Genomic DNA, 12,899 nt, shown 5'->3' with positions numbered 1-12,899 from the left:
CCGGCCGGCTCGCCCGCGGCCGCGTGGGTGCCCTGCGCGGACGCCGCCGCCGAGCAGCAGGAGGCGACCGCGCTGGCCGTCCTGCTGGCCGAGAACGCCTGCGCGGCCGCGACCGTGCGCGAGTGGACGGCCTCGGACGGCACCCGGACGCAGATCCGCCTGCTGCGGTTCGGCTCCTCGTACGAGGCCGGGGAGGTGTACTCCGAGCTGCGCTCCAAGGGCGGGCTGAAGGACCTGCCGGACCTGAAGGTGCTCGCCACCCGGGACTGGGACGCCGTCCCGCGGGTGGAGTTCACGGCCCGGGAGACCCCGGCGACCGGCCCCGGCGGGGCCACCGGCCGGGCGGCCTACCTGAGCGCGGGCGACGTGCTCGGGATCGTGGTGATGACCAACCCGAAGGGCGTGCCGCTGCCGGCCTTCCGCCAGGTGGTCACCCTCCAGTCCGATCTGCTGTCCTGACCGGTCCCGGACGGGAGCCCGGGCGCGAGCACGGACGACGGAGGCGGGCCCGCATCACGCGGGCCCGCCTCCGTCGTTCACGGCCGGTCGCTCAGGACGCCGCCGGGGTCAGCACCGGGTCGCCGGCGGGCCAGGCGACCCGGGAGGTGCAGCCGAGCGGGCCCTTGGCGGCTCGCTGGGCGGTGTCGACGGCCAGCCGGCCCCAGCCCTCGGCGGTCCACCGGGGCGACTCGGCGCCCGCCCCGGCCGAGTCGGCCGCGAGGCCGGCCTGGACGGTGAAGTAGAGGGCCTTGGCGCTGCCGGCCTTCAGGTACGTCCCGTCGCAGCGGAAGGTGAGCGAGGCGCCGAAGCGGGTCACCTGGCTGCGCTCGCCGAAGCCCAGCGAGAACACCTGGTCGCCGGGGCGCGGCCCGGGGGGCTGCAGCCCGCCGCCCGGGGTCTCGCTGCCGGCCAGCCGGACGGTCAGCCCGAGGCCCTTCTTCGCCTCGGCCTCGCAGGTCAGCAGCTGGAGCCCGGCCTGCTGCTTGGCGTCGAGCTGCTTGTCCAGCCGGTACGTGGGCGCGGCGCCCTCGTCCAGCAGGGCCTCCACGAGGGAGCCGCGCACGGTGCCCTCGCAGGAGGTACCGGCCGCGCCGGTGGAGGCGCCCGCCGTACCGCCGCTCGCGGCACCGCCGGCCGCCTTGCCGCCCTCGCTGCCGCACGCGGCGAGCGCCGCCGCGGCGGTGAGCGCCAGGACGGCGGCCGCCACCCGGCGGCGGGTGGCGCGGCCCGGTCCGATCGTCATCCGTTGACCTTCCCGTTGGAACTCTGGCTGCCCGACGAGCCGTCGGTGTAGCCGTCGAGCGCCCGGTCGCCGGCGGCGTCGGCCAGTCGGCGGATGTCCTCGGCGCTGAGCTTGCTGTTGATCGCCGCGTCCTGGACGGCGGACTGGGCGCCGAGCGCCGCCCCGGCCCGGCCGTCGGCGACCAGGCCGCGGCCCTCCTGCCGGCCGTCCTCGGTGGTGTCCTGCTCGTTGGCCTTGACCACGGCGTCCTTGATCTCGCCGATGATCATGTCGGAGACCTCGCCGGCCAGCGGGACCCGCTCGGTGGCCAGGCCGATGGTGGCGCTGAAGACCCCCTCGACCCGGCCCGCGTTGCGCTCCAGCGACTCGTTGAACTCCTTGTCGGAGGTGGCGTGGTTCTGGTGCACCTCGTTGACCCGGGCCTCGTTGAGGATGCCGCTGATGACGCCGCCGGCCCGGGAGGTGGAGCCGATGTCCGACTCCAGGCGGGCGAAGTCGGTGCCGCCGGCGTCGATCTGGTTGCGCACCACGGCGGTCGAGTAGGCCTGGTTGGCGTTGACGATCGAGCCGTACGCCTCCGGGTCGCGACCGAGCGCGTCCAGCAGCCCGCGGGTGTGGACCTCCTTGAGGTCGGCCGGGAAGCCGTTGGTCGGCAGGTCCTCCTTGTGCGGGGACAGCGAGCGCTGGAAGTCGCCCATGTAGTCGGCGGTCATGTGCCCGATGCTGTCCCGCAGCGGGGCCAGCTTGGCGTCCTCGCCCTTGAGCTCGTCGAGGACCCCGCCGTCGCCGTGGGTGCCGAAGACCTGCACCACGCGCTCCATCACGGCGGCCTGGTCGGGGGTGTGCTTCAGCGGCGCGCCGATGTCGCCGTACGGCCGGCCGGTGGTGGCCGCCTCCAGGGCGTGGCCGAGCGCGTCGGGGCCGCTCTTCATGCCCGCCTGGCGCAGGTCGTTCTTCTGCGAGACGGTGTCGGGGGTGTAGTCCTTGTCCTGCGTGAAGTACTTGAGGTAGTCGGACGGCTCGACCTTGCCGTTCGGCTTGACGGTGCCGTCGGTGTTGTACGCGGTCGGCGTGTCGTGGAAGAACTTGGTGGCGGCCTCGGGGCTGTGGCCCAGTGCCTCCAGGATCGCGGTGGTCGGCTCGAAGCCCGAACCGCCGTCCGCGCCCAGCAGGTTGAAGCCGCGGCGGTCGCTGTGCGGGCCGTAGAACGGGGCCGGCCAGTACTTGTCGTCCTTGTCGAGCTGGGTGACGTGCTCGGCGATCGGGTTGAGGAACTTCGGGTCGTAGTTGCCGGTGCGCAGGATGCCGGAGAGCACCTGGTAGCCGTACGGCGCGTAGTCCGTGCCGCCCTGGCGGCGGGGCTGGTTCCACATCGTCTCGGAGCCGGCCTTGCGCAGGTCGGCGGCCCACTGTTCGGACAGGTGGGGCTCGTTGGTGGAGCGGGTGGCGGTGGCCAGGTTGAGGCCCAGGTTCCTCTGGAGGTCCTGGTACATCTTCCAGCGGGCGTCGCTCGCGCCGTTGAACTGCTTCTCGTCGCCGACCATGCCGTTCCACGACTCCAGCAGGCCCTTGGGGCCGAGGTCGTTGTAGAACTTGGTGGAGAACTTCGGGTCGTTCTGACCGGCGGCCAGCAGCGAGTTGAGCTCGACGAGTTCGGGGTCGGATATCTTGCCGCCCTTGGCGGCGAGCTGCGCGGCGCGCTTGCCGTCCGCCTCCGGGCCGCCGCCGATCGCGCTGGCGTTGAAGGACTTCAGCTGGTCGGTGCTGGTGTCGGAGCGCAGCGCGTACGCGGCCCGCTCGTCGGCCTCGGTGGCCTCGCGCACGCAGCTGTCGATCGCCTCCCGGGTGGCCTTCGCCTTGTCGCGGTACGAGCGCTGGTAGTCCTCGTTGGCGTCCGGGTCGTGCCGGGTGGCCTGGTCGGCGGGCGGCCAGCTGACCGTGCCGTCGGAACTGACGGTCAGACCGGCGGACTTGGCGTCGGCGACCACCTTGTTCAGCCGGTTGCGGGCGGCCTGGAAGTCGTTGCCGGCGTCGCGCAGGATCGAGGCGATGGCGGTGGCCTGGGTGACCGCCGCGGTCAGCTGCTCGTTGGTGCGCTGCAGCTTGGGCCGGGAGGCGTCGGCGGCGTCGCCGCTCCAGCCGGAGTTGTTGACCTTGGCGATGACCGTGGTGTCCCACTCCTGGTCCATCGCCCGCAGCTTGGTGACGACGCCGTCCCAGGCCCCGGCGGCGGTGCCGAGGGATTCGATCTTCGCGGTGCTCAGCTCGTGGTAGTCGACCATGTTCCCCGCCCCCTCAGCCCTGGAACCCGGCGCGGACGGCCGTCTCGTTCGCCCGGTAGTTCTTGGCGCTGTCCCGCAGCGCCTGGGTGACCTCGCCGATGGTCTGCGCCAGGGCGGTGATCTGCTGGTCCCAGGTGGCGACGGTCTGCTGGGCGGCCTTGCCGGTGCTCCAGTTGCTCAGCGAGGTGGAGACCTGGCCGGTCTCGTCGTCGGCGCCGCGGCCGTCACCGCCGAGGCGGCCGTGGATCTGGTCGGAGGCGTTGGCGGCGCCCTCCAGGGCGCCCGGGTCCACCGACGTCGTCCCCCCGTTGGTGGGCGCGTTGGAGGAGTTGATCCGCGTGCGGGCGGATTCCTGCTGCTGTGCCTTGGCGGTGAGCTTGCCGTCTGAGTCGTAGGCCCACGGATTCATCATCCGGTCGAACTCGGCTGCGCGGTCGGACACGCTGTCCACGTCCCTTCCGCCCGGGGCGTCCCCGGGCGTCCCCCGTGTATGGAATTCGGCTAAGAGTACCGTCGGGGTCACACGGACGATCCCCCTAGGGGATCAATGACAGCGGGTCATACCGCAGCAGCAGGCGGGCTCGTCTTTCCAGCCCATATCCCGCACGGCGGCTTCACACTAGGTTGGGGGGCGTGTCCACTGTCATCACGACGGACGGCCTCACCAAGAGGTTCCCCCGGGTGACCGCCCTCGATCAGCTCACCGTTGAGGTGCGCCCCGGGGTGGTCGGCCTGGTCGGGGCGAACGGCGCGGGCAAGTCCACACTCATCAAGATCCTGCTCGGCCTCGCGCCGGCCACCTCCGGCACCGGACGGGTCCTCGGCCTGGACATCGCCACCGAGGGATCGCGGATCCGCGAACAGGTCGGCTACATGCCCGAGCACGACTGCCTGCCCCCGGACGTCTCGGCGACCGAGTTCGTGGTGCACATGGCGCGGATGGCCGGGCTGCCGGCCGCCGCCGCCCGTGAGCGCACCGCCGACACGCTGCGCCACGTCGGGCTCTACGAGGAGCGGTACCGGCCGATGGGCGGGTACTCGACCGGCATGAAGCAGCGGGTCAAGCTGGCCCAGGCGCTGGTCCACGACCCCCGGCTGGTGCTGCTGGACGAGCCGACCAACGGCCTCGACCCGGTCGGCCGGGACGACATGCTCTCCCTGATCCGCCGGGTGTACACCGATTTCGGCATCTCGGTGCTGGTCACCACCCACCTGCTCGGCGAGCTGGAGCGGACCTGCGACCACCTGGTGGTCATCGACGGCGGCAAGCTGCTGCGCTCCTCCTCCACCGCCTCCTTCACCGAGGCGACCGCGCTGCTCGCGGTCGAGGTGACGGACCTGCCGGACGCCCGCTCGGACGCCACCGCCGAGGTGCGCGACCGGCTGGCCGCGGCCGGGCTGCCGGTGCGGGCCGAGGGCTCCCGGGTGCTGCTGGTGGAGCTGGCCGGCGACGCCACGTACGACCTCATCCGCGACACCGTCGCGGACCTCGGCCTCGGGCTGGTGCGGCTGGAGCAGCGCCGGCACCGGGTGGCCGAGATCTTCACCACGGACACCGGCGCGGCCGCCCCGGGCGACCCGGGCCCCGCCGACCTCCCGACCGCCGTACCCGGCGCGGGCGACCACACCGCAGGAGGTGCCCCGGATGCCGCTGCCTCCTGAGCACGGGCGCGCCGACACCGGCGTCATCCACGACATCGGCTACCGGGGCTACACCGGCCCCCGGCTCGGCCGTTCCTACGCCACCCGCTCGCTGTACGTGCAGAGCCTGCGCGCCGCGTACGGGCTCGGGCGCTCCGGCAAGTCCAAGGTGCTGCCGATGCTGCTGCTCGGCGTGCTGGCCGTGCCGGCGGTGATCATGGTCGCGGTGACGCTCGTCCTGCGCAACGACCGGCTGGCGATGGACTACCCGGAGTACCTGAGCTTCTTCGGGCTGTTCGGCGCGATCTTCCTGGCCTCCCAGGCGCCGGTGCTGCTCTCCCGGGACCTGCGCCACCACACCGTGCCGCTCTACTTCTCCCGTCCGATCACCCGGGTCGACTACGTGCGGGCCAAGTTCGCCGCGATGGTCACCGCCCAGCTGCTGCTGCTCGCCACCCCGATGCTGGTGCTCTACGTGGGCGCGCTGCTCGGCGGGCTGCCCTTCGGCCACAACACCGGGCACTTCCTGTACGGCATGGCCACCGCGGTGCTGTACGCCGTGGTGCCGACCTCGGTGGCGCTGGTGATCGCCGCGTCCACCCCGCGCCGGGGCTTCGGCGTGGCCGCCATCATGGGCTACCAGGTGGTCACCACCGCCCTGGCGGGCATCATCTTCGGCCTCAGCGGCGGGGCGGGCCCGCGTCCGGAGTCCTCCAACTGGGCCGCGCTGCTCTCGCCCGGCCTGCTGGTCGACGGCCTGGTCAACCGGCTCTTCGGCCTCCGGGAATCGGTCGACGCGGTGCGGGCCCCGGGCGGCCTCGGCGTGGTCGTGTTCGCCGCCGTCGCGGTCGCGCTGGTGGCCGGCTCCTACCGGCTGCTGCTGCGCCGCTACAAGAACGTTTGAGAGGGCGTCATGGCCACCATCACCATCGACAAGGTCTCCCGCTGGTTCGGGAACGTGGTCGCCGTCAACGACATCACCATGGCGATCGGCCCCGGCGTCACCGGTCTGCTCGGGCCCAACGGGGCCGGCAAGTCCACCCTCATCCACATGATGAGCGGCTTCCTGGCCCCCTCCTCCGGGACGGTGAGCCTGGACGGCGCGCCGATCTGGCGCAACCAGGAGGTGTACCGGCACATCGGGCTCGTCCCGGAGCGGGAGTCGATGTACGACTACCTGACCGGCTGGGAGTTCGTGCTCGCCAACGCCGAGCTGCACGGCCTGGACGACCCCCGCGCGGCGGCCCGGCGGGCGCTCGCCCTGGTCGAGATGGAGTACGCCCAGGACCGCCGGACCGGCACCTACTCCAAGGGCATGAAGCAGCGGGTCAAGATGGCCTCCGCGCTGGTCCACGACCCGGCGGTGCTGCTGCTGGACGAGCCCTTCAACGGCATGGACCCGCGCCAGCGGCTGCAGCTGATGGACCTGCTGCGCCGCTTCGGCGCGGACGGCCGGACGGTGCTGTTCTCCTCGCACATCCTGGAGGAGGTCGAGCAGCTGGCCCGGCACATCGAGGTCGTGGTGGCCGGCCGGCACGCCGCCTCCGGGGACTTCCGCGAGATCCGCCGGCTGATGACCGACCGCCCGCACCGCTACCTGGTCCGCTCCAGCGACGACCGGCGGCTGGCGGCCGCGCTGATCGCCGACCCGTCCACGGCCGGCATCGAGGTGGACCCGCGGGACGGCGTGCTGCGGATCGAGGCGGTGAACTTCCAGGGCTTCACCACCCTGCTGCCCAGGGTCGCCCGGGACGCGGGGATCCGGCTGTTCACCGTGGCGCCGGCGGACGAGTCGCTGGAGAGCGTCTTCTCGTACCTGGTCTCCGCATGAGCGCGGCCCGCCCGGGCGCTCCCCGCCCCTCCGTTCCGAGCCCCTCCGTTCCGAGTCCCTCCGCCACCCGCCCGTCCGTTCCCAGCCCGTCCGCTCCGAGCCGCCGCAGGAAGACCAGGAAGGCCGACCGCCGATGAACCCGACCGTCGCCAGGCTGACGCTGCGCGGCCTGCTGGGCCGCCGCCGAGGCGTACTGCTGCTGGTGGTCCCCGCCCTGCTGCTGATCATCTCGGCGATCGCGAGCGCGTCGAGCGGGAACGAGCACGACCTGACCGTCAAGATCCTCGGCCAGCTGGGCCTCGGCACCCTGCTGCCGATCCTCGGCCTGGTCGTCGGCACCGGCGCCATCGCCACCGAGATCGACGACGGCTCGATCGTCTACCTGCTGGCCAAGCCGCTGCCACGCCGGCGGATCATCACCACCAAGCTGGCCGTGGCGGTGCTCACCACCTGGGTGTTCGCCGCCCTCCCGATCCTGCTGTCCGGCCTGATGCTGTACGGCACCAAGGACAACCTGGTGCTCGGCTACACCGTCGCCGCCCTGGTGTCCGGCGCCGCCTACAGCGCGCTGTTCCTGATGCTCGGCGTGGTCACCCGGCACGCCGTGGTGGCCGGGCTCGGGTACGCGCTGATCTGGGAGTCCCTGGTCGGCAACTTCGTGAAGGGCGCCAAGACGCTCAGCGTGCAGCAGTGGGGCCTGTCGGTGGCCGACGCGGTCGCCGGGGACGGCGTGATCACGGTGGACGTCGCGCTGGGCGTGGCCGTACCGCTGCTGCTGGTGGTGACGGTCGGCGCGACCGTGCTGGCCTCGGTCCGGCTGGCCGGGCTGACCCTCGCCTCCGAGGAGTGAGCGGGTTCGTCGGTGCGTGAGCCCGGACGCCCGGGCGGCCCCGGTCCTCGGGCCGCCCGGGCGTCCGGGTCGTGGGGGGTTCGGGTCGTGGGGGGCCGGTCAGAGCGTCCGGTCGCGGCCCGCGCCCCAGCCGGCCACCGCGGCGACCGCCGTCAGCACCAGCATCAGCGTCAGCAGGACCTCCCAGCCGCCGGTGAGCTGGCGCAGCGCCCCGGCGCCCACCGGGCCGGCCGCCGCCACCAGGTAGCCGACGGCCTGTGACATCCCGCCCAGCCGGGCCGCACCGGCCGAGCTGCCGGTCCGCAGCACGATGAAGGCCAGCGCCAGTCCGAGCGAGCCGCCCTGGGCGAGGCCGAGGACGGCCGCCGCGACCCAGGCGCCGGAGACCGGCGCGAGCAGCAGCACGGCGATGCCGAGCCCGTTCAGGAGGGCCATCGACAGGGCCAGCGCCCGCTGGCCGGTCATCCGCCCGGCCAGCAGCGGCACCAGGAAGGCGCCGGCCACCTGGACCAGGTTGGAGAAGGCGAAGACCAGACCGGCCCGGCCGCGGTCCATGCCCTGCTCGGCCAGGATGGTCGGCATCCAGGCGACCAGGATGTAGACCAGCAGCGACGAGACGCCCATGAAGAGGCTGATCTGCCAGGCCAGCGGGGAGCGCCAGATCCCCTGGACCGCCCGGTCGGCCGGAGCGGCGGGGCGCGTCGGGGCGCCCGCCGCCGGTGCGGGGGCCGTCCGCGCGCGCAGCACCTGCGGCAGCCAGGCCACCGCGGCGACCACGGCCAGCAGCGACCAGGCACCCAGCGAGGCCTGCCAACCGCCGCCCAGCGCGTGCTCCAGCGGCACCGACAGGCCCGCCGCGAGGGTGGCGCCGACCAGCATGGTGGTCGAGTAGACGCCGGTCATGGTGGCGGCCCGGCCGGGGAACTCGCGCTTCACCAGGCCCGGCATCGACACGTTCAGCACCGCGATCGCCACGCCGATCACCACGCAGCCCGCGTACAGCGCCGCCACCGAGGGCAGCACCCGCAGCAGCACGCCCGCGCCGAGCACCAGCACCGCGCCCAGCACCACCCGCTCGGTGCCGAAGCGCCGGGTCAGCCGAGGGGTGAGCGGCGCGCCGACGCCCTGGAACAGCACCGGCACGGTGGTGATCAGACCGCTCGCGGTGGCCGACAGCCCGAAGCTCCGCTGGATCTCGCCGATCATCGGCGAGACGGCGGCCAGGCAGGCCCGCATGTTCAGGGCGACCAGCAGGATGCCGGTCAGCAGCAGGGCGGGATGGGCGAGCCGGGCGCGGACGGGGAACGCGGAGGTGACCACCGGCTGCTGGGCACGGGTGATTGCCATGGGGCGTGCTCGTCTTTCATGAGGACAGGGGGCGGGCGCGGAAGGACGGCGGGCCGGGTCGGCCGGTGGTCGTCTACTTCCGGGCCGCGATGGCCGCGAGGAGCTGCTCGACGGCCGCGGTCGGCTCGGCGAGCAGCGCGCGACACGCGCCCTCGGCCCGGTCCGGGTCGCCGCTCTCGATCGCGTCCACCAGCGCCTGGTGGGTGGCCACGACCACCTCGGGCATCTCGTGGTCGCCGAAGGCCGTCCGCATCGACTCGCGCACCGAGGCGCCGAAGTAGCGGTACACCTCGGCCAGGGCCGGGTTGTGGGCCGCGTCGACGACGGCGGTGTGGAACTCCAGGTCGTGCTCGACGGTGGCCTCGCGGCCGGCCCGCTCGGGGTGCGCCGCGATCACCTCGGCCTCGCGGGCCAGCGCGGCCCGCATCCGGGCGATGTCCTCGGGGGTGTGCCGCAGGGCGGCCAGCCGGGCGGCCTCGGCCTCCAGCGCGGCGCGGACCTCCAGCACGTCCCGGATGCCGGAGCGCTGCACACCGCGCAGGACGGCGGCGGGGTCGCTGGTGCTCCGGACGAAGGTGCCCTCGCCCTGCCGGGTGACCAGCATCCCGGCGTGCACCAGCACCCGGATCGCCTCCCGGACGGTGTTGCGCCCGACCTGGAGCCGCTCGGCGAGCTCGTGCTCGGTGGGGATCCGGTCGCCGACCGTCCAGGTCCCGGCGGCCAGCCGCTCGCGCAGCTGGTCGATGGTGGTGTCCACCAGGGAGCGCCGGCCGGCGGCCTGCGGGCTGTCGTCGTTGCCCGTGGCGGTCATGTCGGTCTCCCTCCGGGTGGTCGCGTGCGTGGTCGTGCGGTCGTGCCTGCGGTCGCGCAGGTGGTCGCGGGCCGGTGGCCCACAGTCATCCTACAACCGCTCGCCCGGTCATCCTACAACTGGGGCGGCAGTTGTCCTACAACTGCGGAGGTAGTCGTCCCACAACCGCGCCGGGCCGTTCCCGCGGGTCTCCCCCGGGCCGCGGGCCACCGGCCGCGGCACAGACGCCGCGGGCCGCCCGGGGGCCCGACCCCGGCCCGGGCACAGGCCGTAGATTGGGGGACGGATCGGGCCTCGCCGGTCCACCACTTCCGAAGGAGAACGGCCGCATGGTGTTCAAGAAGCTCCTCGGCGCCCTGGGCGTCGGCGGTCCCGGCGTCGACACCGTCCTGTCCACGCCCGTCGTCCAGCCCGGTGGCACCCTGCAGGGGACGGTCGAGCTGACCGGCGGCACCGTCGAGGCCGACATCCGGGGCATCACGCTGACCCTGGTCGCCAAGGTCGAGATCGAGCACGAGGAGGGCGAGAGCACGGGCCTGTACCCGTTCGCCCGCTTCTCGGTGACCTCGCCGCTGAAGCTGGCCCCGGGCGAGAACCGCTCGATCCCGTTCGCCGTCCAGGTGCCGTGGGAGACCCCGGTCACCACGATCGCCGGGCAGCGCCTGCACGGCATGCAGCTCGGGGTGCGGACCGAGGTGGACATCGCGGGCGCCCTCGACAAGGGCGACTCCGACCCGCTGGAGGTCGAGCCGCTGCCGGCGCAGCGCCGCGTCCTGGACACCTTCGTCCAGCTCGGCTTCCACTTCCGCTCCGCCGACCTGGAGGCCGGCCACATCCGCGGCACCGGCCAGACGCTGCCGTTCTACCAGGAGATCGAGTTCTCGGCGGCCCCGCAGTACGCGCACCGGGCCAACTCGGTGGAGGTCACCTTCATCACCACGCCGGGCCGGATCGAGGTCGTGCTGGAGACCGACAAGCGCGGTGGCTTCCTGAGCAGCGGCAGCGACGTGATCCGCACCCACGTGGTGGACCACTCCGCGGCCGACCAGGACCTCACCGCGGTGGTCGACGGCTGGGTCCGCTCCACGCTCTGACCCCGGTACGTCCTCGGCCCGGTCCCGCCGTCGTGCGGGGCCGGGCCGAGGGTGTGCGCGCCGGGGGATCAGCCGTACGAGACGTTGCTGCAGATGTCGTCGTCGGCCGAGCGGGCCTCGTTGACCACCTCGGTGGGCAGCGGGGCCGGGGCGCTCGCGGTGGCCGCGCCCCCGTTGGCGGCGGCGTAGTCCTTGCCGAGCACCAGGCTGATCCCGGAGGCCGAGGTGGGGCTGAGGGTGGCGCCCGGGAAGAGCGCGGCGACCTTCTCCGCGTTGGCCTTCTGGCCGCTGCCGTACTCGATGGTGGTGGTGGCGTGGTTGGTGGACTTGGCGCCGGTCACCCCGGTCACGGTGATCTTCTGCGCCTTGAGGGTCTCGGCGGCCTTGGCGGCCAGCCCGTTGGCGGTGGTGCCGTTGTAGACCGCGACCTTGATCGCCGCGGCGGCCCGGCTGTCGATCGGCGCCGGCGCGGGCGCGGCGGGGGTCTCCGGCGCGGCCGGGGTCGTCGGGGCGTCCTCCTGCTTGCCGGTGGCGTCCTTGCCGTCGATGGTGCGGTCGGCCTGGAGGGTCTTCCACAGGTTGTCGACGGCCGGGTGGACCAGGTCGATCCGGGGGCCGTTGTAGCGCCACGGCGCGGTCAGGAACTTCATGTCGTGCAGGTCGATGTTCTTCAGCGACAGCGCGAAGTCCATCAGCTTGCCCGCCGTGTCCAGACCGGGGTCGACGGTCATCGACTTGGTGGCCGCGTCGGCCAGCGGCAGCAGCGTGGTGGGGTTCAGGCCCTGGCTCTTGACCTTGGCCATCAGCGAGGCGAGGAACGCCTGCTGCCGTTTCATCCGGCCGACGTCCGAGTCGTCGCCGATCCCGTGCCGCAGCCGGACGTAGTCCAGCGCCTTCTGGCCGGAGACCTTCTGCTTGCCCTTGGGCAGGACGACCTTGCCCTTCTTGCCCAGGTTGGGGTTGACGTTCCCCTCGTAGATGTCGTTGGGGAGGCAGACGTCCACCCCGTCGACGGCCTCGGTCATCGCCGCGAAGCCCTGGAAGTTGACCTCGATGGTGTGGTCGACCCGGATGCCGGTCAGCTTCTCCACGGTGTTCTGGGTGCAGGCCGGGTTGCCCGTCTCGGTGTTGCCGACCGAGAAGGCGGAGTTGAACATCTGCCCGGGCTGCTCCTTGGTCCACTTCCCGTTCGGCAGCTTGCACGGCGGGATGGTCACCAGGGCGTCGCGCGGGATGGAGATGCCCACGGCGTGCTTGTGGTCGGCGTAGACGTGCAGCAGCATCGTGGTGTCCGAGCGGGCACCGCCCTCGTCGCCGCCGCCGAGGTCGGCGTTCTTGCCGCTGCGCGAGTCCGAGCCGATCAGCAGGACGTTGACCGGCTTGTTGCCGTTGGCGTCGGCGGTCGCCTCCGGGGGCCGCTCCTTGCTGATGGCGTCCTCGTCGAAGGAGCGGATGTTGCCGCTGAGCTTGTAGTAGATCGCGCCGCCGGTCCCGGCCAGCACGACGAGCACGCCGGCGGTGGTCCAGGCGAGGATCTTCTTGACGTTGCGCTTGGGCTTGCGGCCCCGGCCGCTGCCGGCCCGTCGTCCGCCGTTCTCGCCGCCGCCGTTCGCCCGCCGTCCGCCGGTCTCGGTGCTCGCGGCCCGTCGTCCGCCGCTCTCGCCGCCCGCGCCGTTCGCCCGCCGTCCGCCGGTCTCGGGGGCGGGGTTGCCGCGCGTGCCGCGGCCCCGCTCGGCGGCGCGGCCCTGGGCGACCCTGTCCTGCCCGGCCCTGTCCTGCCCGGCCTTGCCCTGGGCGGCC

11 protein-coding genes and 1 pseudogene are annotated in these 12,899 nt (G+C 73.2%); 6 read left to right on the top strand and 6 right to left on the bottom strand.

Annotation, left to right across the window (positions count from 1 at the left end; genetic code table 11):
- Positions 1 to 459: pseudogene (locus ACWEQL_RS36050) on the top strand (hypothetical protein); the annotation flags it as partial.
- A gap of 91 nt (positions 460 to 550) precedes the next feature.
- On the opposite strand, the gene ACWEQL_RS36045 reads toward ACWEQL_RS36050, so the two are convergent.
- From ACWEQL_RS36045 to ACWEQL_RS36035, 3 genes are read right to left on the bottom strand one after another with little or no spacing between them, the layout of a single operon-like run.
- Complete coding sequence (locus ACWEQL_RS36045; protein WP_452154701.1) at positions 551 to 1,243, bottom strand: hypothetical protein; 693 nt, start codon at positions 1,241 to 1,243, stop codon at positions 551 to 553.
- Entirely contained in the window at positions 1,240 to 3,525 is a 2,286-nt protein-coding gene (locus ACWEQL_RS36040) for a WXG100 family type VII secretion target (RefSeq protein WP_452154699.1), read from the bottom strand. The genes ACWEQL_RS36045 and ACWEQL_RS36040 overlap by 4 nt, the downstream gene beginning before the upstream one ends.
- Before the next feature lie 13 nt (positions 3,526 to 3,538).
- A complete protein-coding gene (locus ACWEQL_RS36035) occupies positions 3,539 to 3,967 on the bottom strand; it encodes a WXG100 family type VII secretion target (RefSeq protein WP_452154697.1) in 429 nt (142 codons plus the stop codon).
- A 191-nt stretch (positions 3,968 to 4,158) separates the two neighbouring features.
- On the opposite strand from ACWEQL_RS36035, the gene ACWEQL_RS36030 reads away from it, so the two are divergent.
- The 4 genes from ACWEQL_RS36030 (at position 4,159) to ACWEQL_RS36015 (ending at position 7,847) form a co-directional block, all read left to right on the top strand.
- Positions 4,159 to 5,187, top strand: a complete 1,029-nt coding sequence (locus ACWEQL_RS36030) for an ABC transporter ATP-binding protein (protein ID WP_452154695.1) — start codon at positions 4,159 to 4,161, stop codon at positions 5,185 to 5,187.
- Positions 5,171 to 6,070, top strand: a complete 900-nt coding sequence (locus tag ACWEQL_RS36025; protein ID WP_452154693.1) for an ABC transporter permease — start codon at positions 5,171 to 5,173, stop codon at positions 6,068 to 6,070. The genes ACWEQL_RS36030 and ACWEQL_RS36025 overlap by 17 nt, the downstream gene beginning before the upstream one ends.
- A 9-nt stretch (positions 6,071 to 6,079) precedes the next feature.
- Positions 6,080 to 6,997 carry an ABC transporter ATP-binding protein gene (locus tag ACWEQL_RS36020; protein WP_452154691.1) on the top strand — a complete coding sequence of 306 codons (918 nt, stop codon included), beginning with the start codon at positions 6,080 to 6,082 and terminating at the stop codon, positions 6,995 to 6,997.
- A gap of 133 nt (positions 6,998 to 7,130) precedes the next feature.
- Positions 7,131 to 7,847 (top strand): ABC transporter permease, encoded by a 717-nt coding sequence (locus ACWEQL_RS36015; protein ID WP_452154689.1) that lies wholly within the window; start codon positions 7,131 to 7,133, stop codon positions 7,845 to 7,847.
- A 99-nt stretch (positions 7,848 to 7,946) separates the two neighbouring features.
- Here ACWEQL_RS36015 and ACWEQL_RS36010 read toward each other — a convergent pair whose 3' ends face one another.
- Both ACWEQL_RS36010 and ACWEQL_RS36005 read right to left on the bottom strand, forming a co-directional pair.
- Entirely contained in the window at positions 7,947 to 9,194 is a 1,248-nt protein-coding gene (locus tag ACWEQL_RS36010) for a CynX/NimT family MFS transporter (protein ID WP_452154687.1), read from the bottom strand.
- A gap of 73 nt (positions 9,195 to 9,267) precedes the next feature.
- Positions 9,268 to 10,005: a FadR/GntR family transcriptional regulator gene (locus tag ACWEQL_RS36005; RefSeq protein WP_452154685.1), complete on the bottom strand. Its 738-nt coding sequence runs from the start codon at positions 10,003 to 10,005 to the stop codon at positions 9,268 to 9,270.
- A 329-nt stretch (positions 10,006 to 10,334) separates the two neighbouring features.
- On the opposite strand from ACWEQL_RS36005, the gene ACWEQL_RS36000 reads away from it, so the two are divergent.
- Entirely contained in the window at positions 10,335 to 11,099 is a 765-nt protein-coding gene (locus ACWEQL_RS36000) for a sporulation protein (protein ID WP_452154683.1), read from the top strand.
- A gap of 68 nt (positions 11,100 to 11,167) precedes the next feature.
- Here the strand turns inward: ACWEQL_RS36000 and ACWEQL_RS35995 are convergent, their stop codons facing one another.
- Complete coding sequence (locus ACWEQL_RS35995; protein WP_452154703.1) at positions 11,168 to 12,634, bottom strand: LCP family protein; 1,467 nt, start codon at positions 12,632 to 12,634, stop codon at positions 11,168 to 11,170.
- Between the last annotated feature and the right edge of the window lie 265 nt (positions 12,635 to 12,899).

It is taken from the genome of Kitasatospora sp. NPDC004240 (assembly GCF_053603215.1).
This window is presented reverse-complemented; position numbering and strand designations above follow the sequence as displayed.